The sequence below is a fragment of the Mesorhizobium sp. L2C066B000 genome, from assembly GCF_000502335.1.
Lineage (GTDB): Bacteria > Pseudomonadota > Alphaproteobacteria > Rhizobiales > Rhizobiaceae > Mesorhizobium.
Genome location: NZ_AYWZ01000020.1, coordinates 46,215 through 66,463, shown reverse-complemented (window position 1 = coordinate 66,463; position 20,249 = coordinate 46,215). Strand labels below are relative to the sequence as shown.

The window sequence follows — 20,249 nt, the reverse complement described above, 5'->3', positions numbered from 1 at the left end:
GGACCGTGATCTCGAAAAGCAGGATCACGGCCCGGCAGAACGCCCACCGCAGGCGAGGTGAAGTTGAGATGACAGGATCGGCCCGACGGCAGGTTGAACGAGGGGTGGATTGGACCGGGCCGCATCGCGGCCTGCCCAGAACCTGGACCATCTCGGCGCCCATCCTTCGGACCTTGGATTTCCGGGCGGCAAGCGCCTGATGTGTCGAGACCTTCGATCGATGTAACCCCCACATCGATAGATCGCGTCCCACCGCGATGAGGGTCTCTTCACCAGAGAAGGCCTCGCCGCCCGGAAACCTAATGTACACGTTTTTGTTACCTGTCGGAAGTTCCGCATCATGACCACACCAGAACCTTTCAAGGAAGTGCCGCATCGCGGCCTGATCACCGTGGCGCTGATGCTGGCGACGGTCATGCAGGCGCTCGACACCACGATCGCCAATGTCGCGCTGCCGACCATGACCGGCGACCTCGGCGCGTCGCCCGACAACATCAACTGGGTGTTGACCTCCTACATCGTTGCCGCCGCGATCATGACGCCGGTGACCGGCTGGCTGGCCGACCGCTTCGGCCGCAAGGAACTGTTCCTGGCGGCGGTTGTCGGCTTCACCGTGTTCTCGATGCTGTGCGGCATTGCCTGGAGCCTGGAGAGCATTGTGTTCTTCCGGCTGATGCAGGGCGTGTTCGGCGCAGCCATCGTGCCGCTGTCGCAGACCTTCCTGCTCGACATCAACCCCAGGGAACGCCACGGCCAGGCGATGGCCATCTGGGGCGCCGGCATCATGCTGGGGCCGATCCTGGGTCCGACGCTGGGCGGTTGGCTGACCGAGAATTTCAACTGGCGCTGGGTGTTCTTCATCAATTTGCCGGTCGGCATCATCGCCTTCCTCGGCATGGCAGCCTATTTGCCGGTCATTGCCCGGCGGATACGCAGCTTCGATTTCTTCGGTTTCGCCATGATTTCGCTCGGCGTCGGCGCACTGCAGCTGCTGCTCGACCGCGGCGGCGAGGTCGACTGGTTTTCCTCGGTCGAAATCTGGATCGAGCTTGCTCTTTCGATCACCGGCTTCTGGGTGTTCATCATCCACACACTGACGGCGGAACGTCCTTTCATCGACCCCAAGATCTTCCTCGACCGCAATTTCGTCACCGGTCTGGCCTTCATCTTCCTCATGGGCGTGCTGATCCTGGCCTCGATGTCGCTGCTGCCGCCGATGCTGTCGACCATCTTCGGCTATCCGACCGTGACCATCGGCGTCGTCCTGGGGCCGCGCGGTGTCGGCACGATGATTTCGATGCTTGTCGTTGGGCGGCTCATGAGCAGGATCGACGCCCGGATCCTCGTCGTCATCGGCTTTCTGCTCACCGCGCAGTCGCTCTACACCATGTCCTCCTTCACGCCGCAGATGGACAATTGGCTGATCCTTAGCTCCGGCGTCATCCAGGGCCTCGGCATGGGCATGGTGTTCGTGCCGCTGTCGACGGTGGCCTTCGCCACGCTCGACGTGCGCTTCCGCACCGACGCCACGGCCCTGTTCAGCCTGGTTCGAAATCTCGGTTCGTCGATCGGCGTGTCGGTGGTGACGGTTCTCATGGTGCGCAACACGCAGGTCAATCACACCGAACTGTCGGCTTTCATCAACCCGTTCAACCCCAATTTGTGGGCGGCCTCGCCGGCGGCAGCAGGCGGCGATCCGACGGCACTTTCGCAGGTGGACCGCATGGTCAACATCCAGGCGATGATGATCTCCTACGTCAACGACTTCAAACTGCTGATGGTGATGACGCTGGTTGCCATTCCGTTTGTCTTCCTGCTGCGCAAGCCGAAGACCGCTCCGGCCGGCGCGGCCGCTCCTGCCGCGCATATGGATTGAGGCGGGCGCCGGTAGCGCTGGCAGCAAGCTGGTTGCCCCTGATGATTGTTGCTCGGATGATCGTCAAAACCCGCGTGTGCAAAAGAATATCGATAATGAGCCGTTGGAAGTTGATTTGAAATGACATTTGCACCTTTGGTATCTGGTTGCTGACGCCTCCAATTCCGTTACAGTTCATCTTGAATTAGCACATCTGTAACATTGTCAGTCGACTTTCGTTTGGCACGACAGAGGCCCTTTCTTGTTTCAGGTGCCAAACCGGAGGAGGTCTGTTTGGTCACGAAGTCATCCAGAAGATCCGTCGGGGCGCGCGGGCCGGTGGGCGTAGCCGCATTGGCAAGACTGGCTGACGTTTCCTACGATACGCTCGAGGGAGAACTTCGCACGACCATTGCGGGTCTCGAAGGGCAGACCCTGCGCTTCGAGACTGCGATCGAGAATATTTCGCAAGGCATCTGCTTTTTCGATGCCGATGAACGCCTGATCCTGAGCAACCGGCGCTATGCGGAAATCTACCGCATTGCGCCCGAGGAATTGCGGCCTGGCGTGACACTGAGCGAAATAGTCGAACGCCGCGTCACCGCCGGCACGGCGGCGACGGCCGCCGACACCTATCTCGCAACGGCTCGCTCGATCAATTCGGGCAAGGCTTCGCGGCTCTGGACCGCCAAACTTGTCGACGGTCGCACAATCCAGATCCGTAACCAGCCGATGCCCGATGGCAGTTGGATCGCCACGCATGAGGACATCACTGAACTCCTCGCCAATCGGCAGATCGTCGACGAGCGCATTTCGCTGCAGGCGCTGATCGACTGGGTGCCCGATTATCTCTGGGTCAAGGATACGCAAAGCCGTTTCGTCGTGGTCAACAGCGCCCTTGCGACCGATAGTGGCCGCAACAAGACCAGCGACATGATCGGTTTGACCGATTTTGATCTTCACCCCCCGGAAGTTGCGCGGAAATTTCGCCTGGTCGAGCAGCGCCTGCTCAAGAGCGGACAACCTATGATCGATGCGGAAGAGTTTGTCGTCGATGCGTCGGGGAACGACAAATGGCTTTCGTCGACGAAGGTGCCGTTGCGCAATCGCCAAAATGAAATCTTCGGCTTGGTCGGCATCGCCCACGACATCACCGCCCGCAAGCAGGCGGATGTCCTTCGCAGCGGGCAGGCGCAGATCCTCGAAATGATTGCCACGAGCGCGCCGCTGGAGGACGTGCTCGACCGCCTCATGCGCTTAGTCGAGGCTCAGTTGAAGGGGATATTCGGTTCCGTCCTGCTGCTCGACAAGGACGGCATTCATTTGCGCCACGGTGCGGCGCCGGGCCTGGCGAAAGCCTATACGAGCGCCATCGATGGGGCGGCCATCGGTCCCAAGGTGGGATCCTGCGGAACCGCCATCTACCGGCGGGAACCGGTCATTGTTACCGATATTCTGCAGGATCCGCTTTGGGACGACTACCGCGAACTGGCGGCGCCCCATGGCTATCGTTCGTGCTGGTCAACCCCGATCCTGTCGCATCGGGGCGTCGTGTTGGGCGCCTTTGCCATGTATTCGATGACCGTGCGCGAGCCCACCGATGCCGAGACCCGCCTGATCGAATTCACCACACACATTGCCGGCATCGCGATCGAGCGCAAACTGGCGGAAGACCAGATCCACTTCATGGCCAACCATGATGCGTTGACCGGGCTGCCCAATCGCGCTTTGCTGGAGGATCGGCTTTCCCAGGCGGTCCTCTACGCGCAGCGATACAATCGCTGGATGACGGTGGTGTTCATCGATCTCGACAATTTCAAGCTGGTGAACGATACGCTTGGCCACAATGCCGGTGACGAACTCCTCAAGACCGTCGCCAGCCGTTTGGTTGGATGCGTGAAGGCCACCGACACCGTCGTGCGGCTTGGCGGCGACGAATTTGTCATCGTCCTGTTCGACCAAACCACCAATGTCGATGTGGTCTCGGAAACCCTGCAGACGATCAGGGATGCGATCGCGGAACCGGTTCTTGTCGGAGAGCATCGGCTGAGAACGACGGCCAGCATCGGCATCGCAAATTACCCGAAGGACGGGACCAGCCCGGATACGCTGTTGGCCAATGCCGACGCCGCCATGTATCGCGCCAAGGAATTCGGCCGCGACAATTTCCAGTTCTATGCCCCGGAGTTCAACTCAACTGCACATGAAAAATTCCTGCTTCAGGAGGAATTGCGAAACGCGCTCGCCCGGTCGGAATTCGCTCTGCACTATCAGCCACAGGTGGATCTGCGATCGGGGCAGGTTTTCGCCGTCGAAGCGCTGGTGCGCTGGAACCACCCGACGCGAGGCCTGGTTTCGCCGGCGATGTTCATCCCGACCGCCGAGGAGACCGGGCTGATCGTGCCGCTCGGCGACTGGATCCTGCACGAAGCCTGCCGGCAGAACAAAGCCTGGCAGCGCGCCGGTCTGTCGCCCGTAACCGTCTGCGTCAACGTGTCGGCGCGGCAGTTCCGGGAGAAGAACCTGATCGACCGCGTCGTCAACGCGTTGAAGGAAAGCGGCCTGGAGGCGAGGTATCTCGAGCTCGAAGTGACGGAAAGCCTGATCATGCAGGATTTCGAGCTGGCGGTCGCAACGATGAACGGACTGCAAAAGCTCGGCGTGCAGATATCGATCGACGATTTCGGAACAGGCTATTCCAGTCTCAGCGCTCTCAAGACGTTTCCGGTGGCGCGGCTGAAGATCGACAAGTCCTTCATCAACGATCTCGCGACCGACGAGAACGATCAAGCGGTCACTGGCGCCGTGATTTCCCTGGGGCAGAAGTTGAACCTTCGGGTGCTGGCCGAAGGTGTCGAAACGGAAGACCAGGTCGCCTTCCTGCGCAAGAACAATTGTGACGAGGTGCAGGGCAATTATTTCAGCAAACCCCTGTCGGCTGGGGATATCGGCGAGCTGATCGCGAAAGGCTGACGGCTGGCTCGCGCCGTAACCGCTGGCTGCTATTTTCCGAGCACCAGGCTCCAGTAGCGGATGGCGCTGTCGCGTCCGTCGCGTACATAGGCGAGGCCGAAGCGGCTGAAATCCGGATCGAGCATGTTGCGGCGGTGGCCAGCCGAATGCATCCAGATGTCGAACAGTTTCTGCTGGTCGAAGCGGCCCTCGGCGATGTTCTCGGCGGCGGCGCCCCGCACCCCATTGTCCTTCATCCGCGACGCGAAATCCTTTCCCCAGCCCGTCGTGTGGCTCATGCGTTCGCGTGAGGCCATATAGCCGGCCTGCTGCCGAGCGGCCTGCTCGAGCTGGGCGTCCGGCACCAGCGCCGGCAGTCCGGCCGAAGCTCGGATGCCGGCCAGCGTCGCGGTGGCCGAGGACGACACACCGGCGCCTTCGCCGGTCGGCACCGAGACCGTACTGCAAGCAGCGAGGCCGGCCATGGCTGCAAGGCCGATCAGCAGCAGGCGCCTGTTTGGTTTTGGACTTGCTGCGCCAGAGCGGGTTTGCGCGAGCGGATGATTGGTGGTGCAGATCATTGTCATGCCTGCCTGACTTAGCCGCGATCATGGCTTTTGCCGGGCAGGGCTGCGAAAATCTCAATCGCTGGCCTCCGTGCAGGTTCGGCCGGCCGATTCGAATGGGAAGGTCGGCGGCCGATGTAGTCTCGGCGCGCTGCGTCCGATCAGCGTTGCGCGTCGGTCGCCATTTTAAGCGCCAGCGCGGCAAGCACCGTGCCCATCATCCAGCGCTGGATGACCATCCATAGCGGCCGTCCGGCAAGAAAGGTGGCGATCGAACCGGCCGTTACCGCGATGATGGCATTGACGGTCAGGCTGATCGAGATCTGCGTGGCGCCGAGCACCAGAAGCTGCGACAGCACATGGCCGTTGCCCAGCGAGATGAACTGCGGCAGCAGCGACAGATAAAGCACCGCCACCTTGGGATTGAGGAGATTGGTCATTAGACCCATGGCGAACAGCTTGCGGGGCCTGTCCTTCGGCAGTTCGCGCACCTGGAATGGTGAGCGCCCGCCGGGCCGCACCGCTTGCCAGGCGAGCCATAGCAGATAGAGCGCCGGCAATGCGCAGTGCGTCATAGGCAAACGGCACGGCAAGCAGCAGCGCGGTGATGCCCAGCGCAGCCGATACGACATAGAACAGAAAGCCGGCCGCCACGCCGCCGAGCGAGATCAGCCCGGCCTTGGGGCCTTGCGACAGCGAGCGCGAGATCAGGTAGATCATGTTCGGCCCGGGCGTCAGCACCATGCCCAGGCAGACCAGCGCGAAGGCGAGATGGTTGGCGGTTTCGGGCACGGGCAATCTCCGGGAGGCGGTGACGATACCGAGCACGCGTTTTGACTCACCGCAAGAGCATGATGGCCGGAGACTTTGCGCCAGCGTCGAAAAATGTCGAAAGCGGCGAAGCCGTCAATTTCCCCCGCAAGGGGGAAGATCAGCAGCTTCAACCCTCAGCTCACCACGCGCAGGTTCGAGAGCTCGTTTGCGATTTCCTTGAAATTGTCAGACAGCGTGGCGCCGGTCGCGTTCCAGAACAGTTTTGCAGGCTTGCTCGGGTCGGTCGGATCCTTGCGGAAGCGCGAGTCCGACGAGCACGTCTTCAGTGCCTCCATCGCGCTCTTGTCGCCGGCGTCGGTCGTCGACATGTCGAGCGCCACCGTCATCACCATGATGTTGGCCGCCTTGGCGTTGTTGCACAGCGTCGCCATCTGCTCGTTGAGCGCGGCGGTGTAGTTGCTCGACGAATAGTTGAGCTGGCCGATGGCGCTCGACGTGCCGCCGAACAGGCGGGTGACCGCAGTGCCGTTGTAGCCGACGCCGGTATAGCCATAGCCGGCATAGGTCGACTTGTTGCCGGCGGGGTCGGAACTCACCGTCGAATAGGTGTTCTCGCCGTCGGTGAGCACGATGACCACCTTGTCATTGCCTCGTTCCGTCTCAGGACGTCCTCCTGTGAAAGGCTCCGTGCTGGAGACGGTGCGCCAGCCCCAGGCCATGCCTTCCGGCACATTGGTGTTGCCGTTGGGCGCCATCAGGTCGATTGCTGCCTTGATCTTGGTCAGCCCGGCGGCGTTGGCGACGTCGGTCAGCGGTGTGATCGGCGTGGTGGTGCAGCTGTAATTCGGACCTGCACCCGTCCCCAGCACCGGAGCATTGATCGGCCGTGGCTGGAAATACTTGGCCATGTTGGACTGCCTGGTCTTGCCGGTGGTGCTCGCCGGATCGTCGTTCCACCAGCTGTTGGCTGCGCCATAGGTCTTGGGGGCCACCTCGTCGGGGTCCTGCGTTATGTACCAATGATTGCCGGGCTCATCCGGCGCAAACATCGGCACGAACATGGTCGCGGGATCGCCGACGCCGGTGCCGGTGTTGTTCGGTCCGCCGGAGGCCGGCGCGTCGTTGACATTATAGGGATAGGGCCGCACTTCGACGCAGCCCTGCCAGCTGGCGAACGGTCCGTATGTGTCGTTGTAGTCGTATTCGTTGTGGCTGTCCGAGCATGTATGATTGGCGCGATATTTGTCGCAGACCACGCGTTTGCTGCCGACGATGCGCTCGTGGCTGGTGACCACCTTCATGTCGCGGTAGAGCGAGAAGCGGGTCAGCATCTGCCCCTCCTGCTCACCCCAGCCAGTGCCTTTCTTGTACCAGATGCCGCCGATCTTCTGGGCATATTTGTCGGCTGCGTTAAGCGTGGACCAGGCGAAATTCTCATTGTGGATGGGCGACAGCCCGTAGGCGTCGATCCACGACGCGTTGTCGTTGCTGGCGCCGACATTGACCGAGGCGGCGAACGGCACAAGGCTGAACTGGACCGGCTTGTCGATCTGCTTGATCATCGCGGCCTGCAAGGCAAGCGTGTCGACGAGCTGCTTGGCGGCTTGCTTGAGAAGGTCGATGCGCTTTTGTCCGGCACCCGTGCCCGTGTTCGACATCGACCCCGAATTGTCGAGCACCATGGCCACTTCCAGCGTGTTCTTCAGCCGGACTTGCGAACACACGGAGTAGGTGACGTTTTCCGACGTCCTGCCGATCAGCATCGCCGCTGCCGGCAGGAAATAGGGCTTGTAGACCAGGCTGGCGCACAGCTTGACGATGCCGCCGCCGGTCGTGCTGCTGGGCAGCGTAACGCTGAGCGTCGTGTCGGCGGGATCGACGTCGTTGAGGTTTGCCTTGAAGAAGTCGAGCGCATAGGCCCGCAACTGGTCGTCGGTGGCGCCTTCCACCAGCCGGCGCGCGGTGGCGAAGTTGGCGGCGTCGAGCGCGTTGACCACCCTCTGCTTCTCGCTGACCACGCCGGTGTAGTCGACGGCCATGGCCACGCCGCCCATCAGTGGCACCATCGCCACAACGGTCATCAGAGCGTAATTGCCGCGGCGGTCACGCCAGAAGTCACGCCGGAATGTGCGCCAGAGTTCACGCATGTGATGTAAGCGGCCCCGCCTGCGGATTCTTCAATGCCGCCACAGTTTCACAAAACGTTGAAGGACGGGTTTGGGAAACTGCTCGATTGCGCGGATAGCGCTTCACCAGGCGCTAACCAAATGCGCCAGCTGCCGAACGCAAAACGCCCCGCCGAGGCGGAGCGCCTTGTTCGAAAGATCGCGCCGATCAGCTGACGATGCGCAGGTTCGACAGTTCGTCGGCGATTTCCTTGAAACTTTGCGACAAGGTGGCGCCGGTCGCGTTCCAGTACAGCTTCGCCGGTTTGCTCGGGTCGGTCGGATCCTTGCGGAAGCGCGAATCCGAGGAGCATTTCTTGAGCGCATCTATGGCAGTCTTTTCCGCCGGCTTGGAACTAACAAGGTCGAGCGAGACGGTCATCAAGAGAATGTTCGAATTCTTCGCATTGGCGCAAAGGGTTTGCATCTGCTCGTCAAGCGCGGCCGTGTAGTTGGTCGCCGTATAGGTTGTCTGGGCGACGGTCGTGTTGACGAACAGGCGGGTCGCAGGCTCCACTGGCTTCGGAAAATTAGGGCCGGTGTAGCCATAGGCGGCGTAGGTCGATCCATTCTTGGCGTAGTTGCTGGTCATGTCGTTGCTGGGGCCGATGCTATAGGTGTTTGCGCCGTCGGTCAGGACGATGACCACTTTGTCGTTGCCTCTTTCGGTGTTCGGCCGGCCTTGCGTAAAAGGCTCGTTGCTCGACACCGTCCGCCAGCCCCAGGCCAGCCCTTCCGGCACGTTGGTGTTGCCCGTCGGGGCCATGGCATTGATGGCATCCGTCAGGATTTTCTTGCCATCGGTGGTGGTTATGTCCTGCAACGGCGTGATCGCGGCGGTCGTGCATGCCGAATTGGGTCCATCATCGGCCGCAGCGGCTGCTGCGTCCCAGGGCTTTGTCAGAAAATACTTGCGCATATCCGCCTGGCGCTTGGGGACAGTCAGCGTGTCGGAATAATCGATCCACCAATTGTTGGCGTAACCCCACGTCGATGTGCTGGTGCGAGTTGTGTCGGTCCAGAAATTGCCAGCTTCGTCCGGCGCGAACATCGGCACGAACATGGTGGCGGGCGTCCCAGTGGTCGGCGACGTGTCGTCGTCATTATAGGGATACGGCCTCGCCTCCACGCAGCCCTTCCAGGCTTCGTATTTGGCGACGACGGAGGTCTTGCAAGTGCCGTTCGAGTTTTTCTTCGTACAGGTCGTTGCCATCATGTCCTGATAGAGGGTGAAACGCGTCATCTCCTTGTCTTTGTCAGTGCCCCAGCCCGTGCCGCGCTGGTAGTAAACGCTGCCTACTTTTTCGATCCATTTGGTGGCATTTGCCGCCGCTGTCATCGTCGACCAATCGAAGTTCTGATGATGGATCGGGGAAATGCCGGTCGTGTCCAGCCACGTCGGCAATGGAGCCGGGGGGATCGGAGCGCCGACATTGACCGACGCAGAAAACGGGACCAGCGAGAACTGCACCGGCTTGGTCACCTGTTTCATTTGTGCGGCCTGGAGCGCCATTGTATTGACAAGCTCGGTCGCGGCCTTCTTGAGCAAATCTATTCGCGGCTGGCCGGTGCCGGAGCCGTTGATGCTCATGGAGCCGGAATTGTCGAGCACGAGAGACACTTCCAGCGTGTTTTTGAGGCGGATCTCCGAGCATGCCGATGTTGTGACGTCGGTGGACGTTCTTCCGATCAGCATGGCCGCCACCGGCAGGAAATAGGGGTGGAACGTCAAACTGGCGCACAGCTTCAGCGTGCCGCCACCTGCGTTGTTGTTGGGCAGCGTCACCGTCAGGGCCGTATTGGCCGAGCTGACCTTTCCGAGATTGGCTTCGAAGAAATCCTTCGCATAGGCCTTGACTGCCGTGTCGGTCGCCCCGGTGACGATCTGCTGTGCCGTGGCAATCCCGGCGGCATCCAGCGCGTTCAGCATGTTCTGCTTCTGGCGCAGGAGATCGGTGTAGTCAATTGCAAGCGCCAGCGCGCCCATCAAGGGCACCATGGTGATCACTGTCATCAAGGCATAGTTGCCGCGTCTGTCGTTCAGAAATCTGCGGATCATGCCTTCAGCACCCCTGCCAGGACCCAATATCGGTCCGAAGATGCCCACAAAATCGTTAAATTTCAGGTTGCTGAAATACATTCAACATAGGGCCATCTTTTCAAGGCTCGTTAACCACTCGGCCCTGGTGATCAGCGGTGCGACATTGTTTCGATCGACCGAAGCTCGGAGAAGGGTGGTTCCTGCCTGTTGCAACCTTCGATCAGCCCGTTGCGCAACAGCCTCGCAAGTGCCGAAAAGCTGGTGACAGCATGAAACGCTTCGGTTAATGCGGGGCCGGTTGCGGCGGACTGTCGGCTGCAGCTCTCGCAATGATCGTCACAGCAGGAAAACGGCATGGCGGATTCGCCTGACATCATCGGCTCGCTCGCGGATTTGTCGGGCGCCTACTCGGCCATCCTGTGCGATGTCTGGGGCGTGATCCACAATGGCGAATGGCATTTTCCGGCGGCTGCCGAAGCGCTTGCCGCCGCGCGTGCGGCGAAGGTCCCGGTCGTCCTGATCACCAACTCGCCGCGCCGCAATGCCGATGTGGTGGCGCAGATGAATGCGATCGGCGTTCCCGCCGCCGCCTACGATCGCGTCGTCACCTCAGGCGATGTGACCCGCGACCTTATCGCCGAAGGTCCACGAAAAATCTTCCATATCGGCGCCGACCGCGATTTCACCCTCTATGACGGTCTCGACGTCGAGCTCGTCGAGGAGTTCGAGGCTTCCGGCGTGGTCTGCACCGGGCTGTTCGATGACGAGGTGGAAACGCCTGAGGACTACGCCGATATGCTGCGCCGGCTGCGCGCCAGGAACCTGCCTTTCATCTGCGCCAATCCCGACATCGTGGTCGAACGCGGCGAGCGCATGATCTGGTGCGCCGGCGCCTTGGCGCGCGACTATGCCCAGCTTGGCGGCCGCACGCTGATCGCCGGAAAACCCTATGCGCCGGTCTATGACGTAGCGCTGCGGGAGGTCGCCGTGCTTCTCGGCCGAGACGTCGCGCGCACCGAGGTGCTGGCCATCGGCGACGGCATGATGACCGACGTCAAGGGCGCCGCCGACAACGGCATCGACGTGCTTTACGTCTCGGGCGGCATTCACGCGCGCGACTATGGCGATCCCATGCAGCCGGACCCCGCCAGGCTTGCAGCCTTTCTGCAAAAGCACGGCTACCGGCCGGTCGCCGTCATTCCGAGACTGCGGTAGGGTTGCTGCATGAGCGCAGCTTTCGAACACATTTCAGCAACCGCGCCGCTGCCGCCGCATTTGCGCGGCGGCGTGGTGGCGATCGGCAATTTCGACGGCGTCCATCGCGGCCACCAGGCGGTGCTCGATCGCGCGCTTGCCGAAGCCGGGCGGCGCGGCGTGCCGGCGCTGGTGCTGACCTTCGACCCGCATCCGCGCAAGGTGTTCAGGCCCGATATGCCGCTGTTCGTATTGACGCCGCCGCCGATGAAGGCGCGGCTGCTGTCGCATCTGGGCTTTGCCGCACTCGTCGAACAGCCGTTCACGCGCGCCTTTGCCGGCCTGTCGGCCGAGGCTTTCGTGACCGATGTGCTGGAGACGAACCTCGGCATCACCCATGCCGTCACCGGCTTCGATTTTCACTTCGGCAAGGACCGGCAGGGCGGTCCTGCGTTTCTGATGGCGGCAGGCGAGCGCCATGGTTTCGGCGTCACCCTGGTCGACGCCTTTCGCGACGAGGGCGCCGAGGTGGTGTCGTCGAGCCGTATCCGCGAGCTGCTCTGCGAGGGAGAGGTCGCCGAGGCCGCAGGCCTGCTCGGCTACCGCTTCACCGTCGAAAGCGAAGTGATCGGCGGCCAGCAGCTCGGCCGCACGCTCGGCTTCCCGACAGCCAACATGAGGCTTTCGCCGGAAACGACTCTGAAGGAAGGGATTTATGCCGTCCGCTTTCGCCGCGCCGACGGCACGCTCTATGATGGTGTCGCCAGCTTCGGGCGTCGCCCGACTGTCGACGACAATGGCGCGCCGCTGCTCGAAACCTTCGTCTTCGACTTTGCCGGCGATCTCTATGGCGAGATCTGCGACGTATCGCTCTTCGGCTTTTTGCGTCCCGAGGTGAAGTTCGATGGGCTCGATGGGCTGGTGGCACAAATGAAGCGCGACGAGGCGGAGGCGCGCGCGCTGCTGGCCGGCGTCAGGCCGCTTTCGGATCTGGACGGCGCCATCGCTTTTTGAGCCTTCCGGCCGCTTACCTCTTCAAGCCCCTACTTCTTCAACGCCAGTCCGAGAGCGATGAAGCTCCAGCCCTGGAAGATCAGGTCGATGGCCAGGAACAGGCCGAGCACCCACAGGCTGTTGACCGGCCAGCCCATGGCGATGGTCAGCCCCGCCAGCACGCTGATCAGGCCCGCCGCGACGACCCAGCCCCAGCCCTTTTCCGGTCGGTGGCTATAGCCGACCCAGGCCCTGAGCGCGCCTGAAGCGACCAGCGCCACCGCCAGCAGCAAGGTCAGCACCGTCGAGGCCAGCAGCGGATTGTCGAAGGCAAAGAAACCGGCAACGGCATAAAGTAGGCCGCTGAGCAGCCAATAGAAGAAGCGACTCCAGCTTTTCACGCCGAAGGCATGCACGATCTCGATGATGCCGGCCATCAGCATCAGCCAGCCCACGACATAGACCGAGGCGACGGTGGCGATGAACAGATTGCCGAAGGCAATGCCGCCGAAGATGAGCAGCAGCACGCCGAGCGCGACGAACCACCCCCATTTGTCCCGTGTCCGGCCGATCGCATCTTTGAGGGTATCACCGTGCAGGGTCATGGCTGCATCTCCTCGAAATCGCCTGGCACCTTGCCGGGAGGTTAGCCCCGGCTGTAGCGGACGTCCAGCCGATGGCGACGGCTAGCAAAACAAACAAAGCGTCGGTGGCTTGAGGTTCGCGCGTACGTGTCAATTTATGGCAGCCCACCCAGTCACAAGGACGAGGACAAGCGTGACGATCGCTCCAGAGACGTAGACGATCGTTCTGACACTGCCACCCTTGGCGGCATTGCCGCCGCGTAGGTAAACCCCCAGGTGAAGCAGGCGTATCGCCACATGAACCCAGACAATGGTCGCCAACGTGGCCGACCCAACGCCAACCATCATGGCCAGCACCGCCGGGACGACAAAAGGCGCCAGCGCCTCGACCGAGTTCATATGCACGCGGTCGATCCTGTAGAGGAGATTGGCGTCGTCGGCCGGGATCACCGGACCGGAAAGCGCTCCGGCAAATCCCTTGGACGAACCCGAGTAAACCGCCAGCGCGACTGACAAAAGACAGAGGATCAGTACACCGAGGATGCTTAGCCAATAGGGTTCCATAATTGTGCTCCTTCAGGTCACCTTGCTGGCAAAAAGATCTTGGAATCGCCTGAGATACAGCGGCCAGCCTCGATCACCGTCAATCCCAAAGCGCACGCCTTCCCAGCCTTCGCCATGACGTTCGAGATTGCGATGCTCGATCTCGACGCGGGTCCGGCTATTCGTCTCCGCCGTAAACCGGACTTCCCACTCGCTGGTCATGTCCGGATTGGTCTCGATCTGCCATTGAGGGCTGATATCCCAACTCAGAAGCAGTCGGTTCGGCGGCTCGTAGGCCAGCACCCGTGCCCAGCGGCACTCGCTGCCATCCACACCGCGGTCGTAGACGTGACCGCCAACGCGGGGTTCGAAGATCGTCTCCGCGATCGGCACCGCAAGCAGGTTATGCTCTTTGGGTTTGAAACTGCCGAAGTCCTCGGTGAAGACCTTGAAGGCATGTGCGATCGGAGCCTCGACAAGGATGGAGTGCCTCACGGGCGGTTGATGTGTGCTCATTCCTGCTCCTTCAAGGGCTGTTCGACGACCACTTTGTAGGCGGCCAAGGTCTTGCTCCAGAACCGGTCGAGTTCGGCGCGCAGGCTGGCCAAGCCTTCCGGTTCGACCCGGTAGATGCGTTGCTTGCCTAGCCGTGTGTTGGCCACGAGGCCGGCGTCCTTGAGCACCTTCAGGTGCTGCGAGACCGCCGGCCGGGTGACAGGAAGCGCACGAGCCAATTCCCCGACCGAACAGGGTTGTTCGACCAGCAGTTCGAAGATCGTCCGCCTGGTCGGGTCGCCAAGCGCGGTCCATCTGTTCATGTTAGTCTGCACTAACGCGAATTTAGGCAACCTCGCTATTTCTGTCAACTCGCCACAGGCCCGGCGGCGCCCTGTTCAAATGGGCCACAGCGCAAAAAACAGGGTCGCAGTTGCCGCCACTGCTGTAGATTTTAAGTCAAATTTTACCGAACCGGCGCCATGGCTCTGGCTGCCGGGTGTTCTCTCCGTTTGTTTCGCGTATGGGGTGATGATGCGTATTGTCTGGACGATTCCGCTGTTTCTCGCCTCGGCGCTGCTCACTGTGTCCACCGCCAATGCGGGCGAGGGTGCCTTCGGCTGGATGTCCGGCGACTGGTACCTGACGCTTGGCGCCACCGGCATGGTCGCGCCGAAATTCGAGGGCTCCAACAGCTATCTGCTCAGCGCATCGCCGATCATCTCGCTGGGCAAGGCCGGCCCGGCCGCGCGCTTTACCTCGCGCAACGACAACATCTCGCTGGCGCTGGTCGACGATGGCGGCGTCCGCGCCGGCCTGACCGGAAAATTCCTGTTTTCCCGCGACAGCAAGGATGAGCTCAAGGGCCTCGACCCGGTGCGCTGGGGCGGTGAGGTCGGCGGCTTCTTCGAAATCTATCCGACGGACTGGCTGCGCGCCCGCGCCGAACTGCGCCATGGCATTCGTGCCCATGATGGCTTTGTCGCCGACATCGCCGCCGATGCTTTCTACGACGTGACGCCGACTGTCAGAATTTCGGGCGGACCACGCGTGTCCTTTGCCTCGTCGGGCTATTTCGACTCTTATTATGGTGTCAACGCCAAGGAGGCTGCGGCCTCGGACCTGAGCGAATACCATCCTGGCGGCGGCCTGAAATCGACCGGCCTTGGTGGCGCCATCACCTGGAAGGTGACCGATCCGATGACCGCCAGCCTGTTCGGCGAATATGCGCGCCTGATGGGCCCGGCCGCCGATTCCAGCCTGGTCAAGGAGCGCGGCGACCGTAACCAGTTCACGGTCGGCGTCTCGACCACCTATCGCTTCGACTTCGCGATGTAAGTGAATCGAACAAGAGACGCTTTATTCCTGCGGCTTTCTCGGCTAAAAGCCCGGCAATGACGAGCTTTTCACGCCTTCGCGCGCTGACGATACGAATTACAGGCCCGGTGTTCCGGGCGGCCTGAGCGCCGCCGGAGCCGCCGGGAGTTTTGCGCGCCCCCCTCGCGCTTTTCCAATCATGATAGTTCACGCCCGAGCTTTTACGCCCGCCGGGCAATGCATATGGCAGACCAATGACCGACACTGTTGAAACGATCGACTATTCCAAGACGCTTTACCTGCCGCAGACGGATTTCCCGATGCGCGCCGGCTTGCCGGAAAAGGAACCGCTGCTGGTCAAGCGCTGGCAGGACATGGACCTCTATCGCAAGCTGCGCGAGGAGGCGGCCGGCCGCGAAAAATACGTGCTGCATGACGGCCCGCCCTACGCCAACGGCAACATCCATATCGGCCATGCGCTGAACAAGATCCTCAAGGACGTCATCACCCGCTCGTTCCAGATGCGCGGCTATGACGCCAATTATGTGCCGGGCTGGGATTGCCACGGCCTGCCGATCGAATGGAAGATCGAGGAACAGTACCGCGCCAAGGGCAAGAACAAGGACGAGGTGCCGGTCAACGAATTCCGCAACGAATGCCGCGAGTTCGCCGCGAACTGGATCTCCGTGCAGGGCGCGGAGTTTCAGCGACTGGGCGTCATCGGCGACTTCAAGAACCCCTATACGACGATGGCTTTCCATTCGGAGTCACGCATCGCCGGGGAGTTGTTGAAGTTCGCCATGTCCGGCCAGCTCTATCGTGGCTCCAAGCCCGTGATGTGGAGTGTGGTCGAGCGCACCGCGTTGGCCGAGGCCGAGATCGAGTACCAGGATTATGAGTCGGATACGATCTGGGTGAAGTTTCCAGTTGTGTCAGGATTTTGGAGCGTTGAGCACTTTGTATCAGACGCTGCACCGTCCATGCGCGTTCCGGAAAGCGTTGCACTTTTGGACAACGCCCACGTCGTCATCTGGACGACAACCCCGTGGACGATCCCCGGCAACCGTGCCGTCAATTATTCGTCACGGATCGGCTACGGCCTTTATGAAGTTACCGCAGCCGAAAATTCGTTCGGTCCACAGCCCGGTGAAAAGCTGATCTTTGCAGATGCGCTTGCCGAAGACTCCTCGGCCAAGGCCAAGGTCACCTTGAATCGGCTTCGCAGCGTTTCGGTCGAAGAGCTTGGAAGCCTTACACTTTCACATCCCTTCAAAGGTCTCGGCGGCGGCTACGAATTCGCCGTGCCGATGCTGGCCGGCGATCATGTCACCGACGACGCCGGCACCGGCTTCGTCCACACCGCGCCCGGCCATGGCCGCGAGGACTTTGATGCCTGGATGGATGCGGCATCGGATTTGCGCGCACGCGGCATCGACCCTGCCATCCCCTTCACTGTAGATGATGCTGGCTTCTTCACCAGGGACGCGCCGGGTTTTGGCCCGGATCGCGAAGGCGGGGCGGCGCGCGTGATCGACGACAACGGCAAGAAGGGCAATGCCAACCAGGCGGTCATCGACGAGCTGATCAAGCGCAACGCACTGTTCGCGCGCGGCCGGCTGAAGCACAGCTATCCGCACTCGTGGCGGTCGAAGAAGCCGATCATCTTCCGCAACACGCCGCAATGGTTCGTCTATATGGACAAGGACCTCGGCGACGGCACGACGCTGCGCAGCCGTGCGCTGAAGGCGATCGATGACACACGCTTCGTGCCGGCGGCCGGCCAGAACCGTATCCGCGCCATGATCGAGGAACGCCCGGATTGGGTCTTGTCGCGCCAGCGCGCCTGGGGCGTGCCGATCGCCGTCTTTGCCGACGAGGACGGCAATGTGCTGAAGGACGAAGCCGTCAACCAGCGCATCATGGACGCATTCGAGAGGGAAGGCGCCGACGCCTGGTTCGCTGCCGACGCCAAGGAGCGTTTCCTCGGCAATCACGAGGCCTCCAAATGGAAGCAGGTGATGGACATCCTCGACGTCTGGTTCGATTCGGGCTCGACGCATGTCTTCACGCTGGAAGACCGTCCGGACCTGAAATGGCCGGCCGACGTCTATCTCGAAGGCTCCGACCAGCATCGCGGCTGGTTCCACTCCTCGCTGCTCGAAAGCTGCGGCACCAGGGGCAGGGCACCTTACGACACCGTCGTCACCCATGGCTTCACCATGGATGAGGAGGGGCGAAAGATGTCGAAATCGCTCGGCAACACCGTCGTGCCGCAAGACGTCATCAAGCAGTCCGGCGCCGACATTCTGCGGCTATGGGTGGTGACGACGGATTATTGGGAAGACCAGCGTCTCGGCAAGAACGTGCTGCAGACCAACATCGACGCCTACCGCAAGCTCCGCAACACCATCCGCTGGATGCTGGGCACGCTCGCCCATGACGATGGCGAGGAGGTGCCGCTGGACAAGATGCCGGAACTGGAGCGGCTGATGCTGCATCGGCTGGCCGAGCTCGATGAGGTCGTGCGCTCGGGCTACGACGCGTTCGAGTTCAAACGCATCACCCGCACTTTGCTCGACTTCATGGTGGTCGAGCTGTCGGCCTTCTATTTCGACATCAGGAAGGACGCGCTCTATTGCGAAGGACCCGCCAGCGTGAAGCGCAAGGCCTCGGTACAAGTGGTGCGCCACCTCTTCGACTGCCTGGTGAAATGGCTGGCCCCGATGCTGCCCTTCACCACGGAAGAAGCCTGGCTCGACCGTCATCCGGATGCTGTCTCGCTGCATCTCGACCAGTTCCCCGAGATTCCGGCCGACTGGAAGAACGAGGCACTGGCGGAAAAATGGCGCAAGGTGCGGCAGGTCCGCCGTGTCGTCACCGGCGCGCTCGAGATCGCACGCGCTCAGAAGGTCATCGGTGCCTCGCTGGAAGCCGTGCCGGTCGTGAGCCTCGACGATGCCACGCTTGAAGCCGCGATCGCCGATGTCGACATGGCTGAAATGGCGATCACCAGCGATCTCGTCATCGCCCATGGCAAGGCGCCGGAAGGCGCCTTTGCGCTCGACGATGTCAAAGGTGTCGCGGTGGTGGTCGAAAAGGCCGAGGACCGCGGCTTGGTCAAATGCGCGCGTTCGTGGCGCTATACCGCCGATGTCGGGCAGGACGTGGAATTCCCCGACGTGTCTGCCCGCGATGCCGCCGTGCTGCATGAACTCAAGGCTCTGGGACGTTTGTGACTGCTCATAAGCCGGAGCACAAATGCCATGCCGCGTGGGCGAAAACCGCCCGCGCGTTGCCCTTAACGAGTGGTTGAGATAAACACGCGAAACTCCGGAAGACAAATTGTCGCCGGAATTCCGTCGCAAGAGCGTGGACGATGGGGACCGGGCCTTTGGCCGGTGACGATCGAGAGGCTGTCTAGAGTGGGACTTTTTGGCATGACCAAGAGAACTTATGCGCGCGTTGCGCTGCTGGCGCCGCTTGTCGCGTCCGGCCTCGCTCTGTCCGGTTGCATGGGCTCGCCTACCTACGGCACCGATAAGACGGCTGGCGAGCAGCTTGCCGGAGACCTTTCCGGCGCCTTCGCGATCACGCCCAAGCACAAGGAACAGATCGACTACAGGCCGCGTCCGGAGCTGGTAAAGCCGGCGCCGGGGCAGAAGGAAGTGCTGCCGCCGCCGCAGGAAAGCATCGAGACGGCGAGCACCGATTGGCCCGAATCGCCCGAGCAGCGCCGCGCCCGCCTGCGTGCCGACGCCACTGCCCACCAGGACGACCCGTCCTATCAGTCGGGGATCGTCGATGACGTGCAGACCGATCCGGCTTCCGTGAAGAAGGCGCTGGCGGATTCGGGCTCCAGCCACCCGCCGGCCTGGTCGCCGAAGGATTCAGACAAGGGCCGCGCCGCCGAGATCCAGCGCCGCACCGCAGAGCAAAAGCAGGGCGACCCCAACACTCGCAGATATCTGAGCGAGCCGCCTCTGGCCTATCGAGCTGCCTCCGACACGGCGCCGCAGGGCGAACTCGGCGAGGATGAATACAAGAAGGAACGCCGCCTCAAGAAGGAAGCGGCCGCCAAGGGCAAGAGCGGCGGGCTCTTCGACTGGCTGCCCTCCTGGTAGGAACCGTCGCCTTCGGTAGCTGAAGGCTCTACGTTTCGCGTCTTTCCCGAAAGAATTCCCTGAGCAGCAGCGCCGCATCGGCCTCGGCCATGCCCGGATAGATGTCGGGCGTATGGTGGCAGGTCGGCGAAGCGAAGAAGCGCACGCCGTTGACCACCGCGCCGCCCTTCTCGTCGGCCGCGCCGAAATAGAGCCGGCGCAGCCTGGCGAAGGAAATGGCGCCGGCGCACATGGCGCAGGGTTCCAGGGTCACATAGAGGTCGTGGCCGGTCAGCCGCTCGCTCGAGAGCGTTTGGCAGGCCGCGCGGATCGCCAGCATTTCGGCATGCGCCGTCGGATCGGCAAGTTCGCGGGTGCGGTTACCGGCGGATGCCACCACCGTGTCGCGGCTGGCGATGACGGCGCCAACGGGAACTTCTCCGCGCAAGGCGGCGGCTTGCGCCTCTTTCAGCGCCAGCGCCATGAAATCCGGCCGCTTCAAGCGGTTTCCATTCCGATTATCTCCTCGCCACTTGGCGGTGATCCTGTTATGGAGCGCGTCAACCCGAATATCGGAACAGATTTTCGGAAATGATCATGCGCCAAATCAAAGTGCTATAGCGTCCTTTGCGCGTCCGAAAGGATGCGCCACGCTGTAGCAGCGCAACAA

Annotated in this window: 15 protein-coding genes and 1 pseudogene; 7 read left to right on the top strand and 9 right to left on the bottom strand. The window is 61.9% G+C overall.

Annotation, left to right across the window (positions count from 1 at the left end):
* Window positions 1–340 precede the first annotated feature (340 nt).
* Entirely contained in the window at window positions 341–1,876 is a 1,536-nt protein-coding gene (locus X733_RS139170) for a DHA2 family efflux MFS transporter permease subunit (protein WP_023819991.1), read from the top strand.
* 333 nt (window positions 1,877–2,209) lie between these two features.
* Window positions 2,210–4,828 (top strand): EAL domain-containing protein, encoded by a 2,619-nt coding sequence (locus tag X733_RS139175; RefSeq protein WP_023819990.1) that lies wholly within the window; start codon window positions 2,210–2,212, stop codon window positions 4,826–4,828.
* Window positions 4,829–4,857: 29 nt separating this feature from the next.
* Here X733_RS139175 and X733_RS139180 read toward each other — a convergent pair whose 3' ends face one another.
* From X733_RS139180 to X733_RS139190, 4 genes and pseudogenes are all read right to left on the bottom strand, one after another.
* Window positions 4,858–5,394 (bottom strand): CAP domain-containing protein, encoded by a 537-nt coding sequence (locus tag X733_RS139180; RefSeq protein WP_023682979.1) that lies wholly within the window; start codon window positions 5,392–5,394, stop codon window positions 4,858–4,860.
* Window positions 5,395–5,534: 140 nt separating this feature from the next.
* Window positions 5,535–6,165: pseudogene (locus tag X733_RS01000000166675) on the bottom strand (LysE family translocator).
* Window positions 6,166–6,320: 155 nt separating this feature from the next.
* Complete coding sequence (locus tag X733_RS139185) at window positions 6,321–8,294, bottom strand: pilus assembly protein (RefSeq protein ID WP_023689555.1); 1,974 nt, start codon at window positions 8,292–8,294, stop codon at window positions 6,321–6,323.
* A gap of 187 nt (window positions 8,295–8,481) precedes the next feature.
* Entirely contained in the window at window positions 8,482–10,371 is a 1,890-nt protein-coding gene (locus tag X733_RS139190) for a pilus assembly protein (protein ID WP_031194052.1), read from the bottom strand.
* A gap of 336 nt (window positions 10,372–10,707) precedes the next feature.
* On the opposite strand from X733_RS139190, the gene X733_RS139195 reads away from it, so the two are divergent.
* On the top strand, window positions 10,708–11,568 hold the full coding sequence (locus X733_RS139195) for a TIGR01459 family HAD-type hydrolase (RefSeq protein WP_023819987.1): 861 nt from the start codon (window positions 10,708–10,710) through the stop codon (window positions 11,566–11,568).
* A 9-nt stretch (window positions 11,569–11,577) separates the two neighbouring features.
* On the top strand, window positions 11,578–12,561 hold the full coding sequence (locus X733_RS139200; protein ID WP_023682976.1) for a bifunctional riboflavin kinase/FAD synthetase: 984 nt from the start codon (window positions 11,578–11,580) through the stop codon (window positions 12,559–12,561).
* Window positions 12,562–12,590: 29 nt separating this feature from the next.
* Here the strand turns inward: X733_RS139200 and X733_RS139205 are convergent, their stop codons facing one another.
* From X733_RS139205 to X733_RS139220, 4 genes are all read right to left on the bottom strand, one after another.
* Window positions 12,591–13,145, bottom strand: coding sequence for an HdeD family acid-resistance protein (locus tag X733_RS139205; RefSeq protein ID WP_023715211.1), 555 nt, complete (start codon window positions 13,143–13,145; stop codon window positions 12,591–12,593).
* A 129-nt stretch (window positions 13,146–13,274) separates the two neighbouring features.
* A complete protein-coding gene (locus tag X733_RS139210) occupies window positions 13,275–13,688 on the bottom strand; it encodes an MAPEG family protein (protein ID WP_023671536.1) in 414 nt (137 codons plus the stop codon).
* A gap of 12 nt (window positions 13,689–13,700) precedes the next feature.
* Entirely contained in the window at window positions 13,701–14,183 is a 483-nt protein-coding gene (locus X733_RS139215; protein ID WP_023819986.1) for an SRPBCC family protein, read from the bottom strand.
* Window positions 14,180–14,485: a metalloregulator ArsR/SmtB family transcription factor gene (locus X733_RS139220; RefSeq protein WP_023689559.1), complete on the bottom strand. Its 306-nt coding sequence runs from the start codon at window positions 14,483–14,485 to the stop codon at window positions 14,180–14,182. Before X733_RS139220 ends, X733_RS139215 begins: the two co-directional genes overlap by 4 nt.
* Before the next feature lie 211 nt (window positions 14,486–14,696).
* Between X733_RS139220 and X733_RS139225 the strand changes: the two genes are divergently transcribed.
* The 3 genes from X733_RS139225 to X733_RS139235 all read left to right on the top strand — a co-directional run bounded on the left by X733_RS139225 (window position 14,697) and on the right by X733_RS139235 (window position 19,600).
* Window positions 14,697–15,500, top strand: a complete 804-nt coding sequence (locus X733_RS139225) for a MipA/OmpV family protein (protein WP_031194051.1) — start codon at window positions 14,697–14,699, stop codon at window positions 15,498–15,500.
* Between the two features lie 233 nt (window positions 15,501–15,733).
* Complete coding sequence (gene ileS / locus X733_RS139230) at window positions 15,734–18,715, top strand: isoleucine--tRNA ligase (RefSeq protein ID WP_023819984.1); 2,982 nt, start codon at window positions 15,734–15,736, stop codon at window positions 18,713–18,715.
* A 201-nt stretch (window positions 18,716–18,916) separates the two neighbouring features.
* Window positions 18,917–19,600, top strand: coding sequence for a hypothetical protein (locus X733_RS139235; RefSeq protein ID WP_023671541.1), 684 nt, complete (start codon window positions 18,917–18,919; stop codon window positions 19,598–19,600).
* A gap of 28 nt (window positions 19,601–19,628) precedes the next feature.
* Here X733_RS139235 and X733_RS139240 read toward each other — a convergent pair whose 3' ends face one another.
* Entirely contained in the window at window positions 19,629–20,081 is a 453-nt protein-coding gene (locus X733_RS139240) for a nucleoside deaminase (RefSeq protein WP_023819983.1), read from the bottom strand.
* Window positions 20,082–20,249: the final 168 nt, after the last annotated feature.

Coding starts and splice junctions, on each gene's coding strand:
- X733_RS139210 (WP_023671536.1), bottom strand. CDS start 13,688: ATGGAACCCTATTGGCTAAGCATCCTCGGTGTACTGATCCTCTGTCTT.
- X733_RS139205 (WP_023715211.1), bottom strand. CDS start 13,145: ATGACCCTGCACGGTGATACCCTCAAAGATGCGATCGGCCGGACACGG.
- X733_RS139180 (WP_023682979.1), bottom strand. CDS start 5,394: ATGACAATGATCTGCACCACCAATCATCCGCTCGCGCAAACCCGCTCT.
- X733_RS139200 (WP_023682976.1), top strand. CDS start 11,578: ATGAGCGCAGCTTTCGAACACATTTCAGCAACCGCGCCGCTGCCGCCG.
- X733_RS139185 (WP_023689555.1), bottom strand. CDS start 8,294: ATGCGTGAACTCTGGCGCACATTCCGGCGTGACTTCTGGCGTGACCGC.
- X733_RS139170 (WP_023819991.1), top strand. CDS start 341: ATGACCACACCAGAACCTTTCAAGGAAGTGCCGCATCGCGGCCTGATC.
- ileS (WP_023819984.1), top strand. CDS start 15,734: ATGACCGACACTGTTGAAACGATCGACTATTCCAAGACGCTTTACCTG.
- X733_RS139195 (WP_023819987.1), top strand. CDS start 10,708: ATGGCGGATTCGCCTGACATCATCGGCTCGCTCGCGGATTTGTCGGGC.
- X733_RS139220 (WP_023689559.1), bottom strand. CDS start 14,485: ATGAACAGATGGACCGCGCTTGGCGACCCGACCAGGCGGACGATCTTC.
- X733_RS139235 (WP_023671541.1), top strand. CDS start 18,917: ATGACCAAGAGAACTTATGCGCGCGTTGCGCTGCTGGCGCCGCTTGTC.
- X733_RS139225 (WP_031194051.1), top strand. CDS start 14,697: ATGCGTATTGTCTGGACGATTCCGCTGTTTCTCGCCTCGGCGCTGCTC.
- X733_RS139190 (WP_031194052.1), bottom strand. CDS start 10,371: ATGATCCGCAGATTTCTGAACGACAGACGCGGCAACTATGCCTTGATG.
- X733_RS139215 (WP_023819986.1), bottom strand. CDS start 14,183: ATGAGCACACATCAACCGCCCGTGAGGCACTCCATCCTTGTCGAGGCT.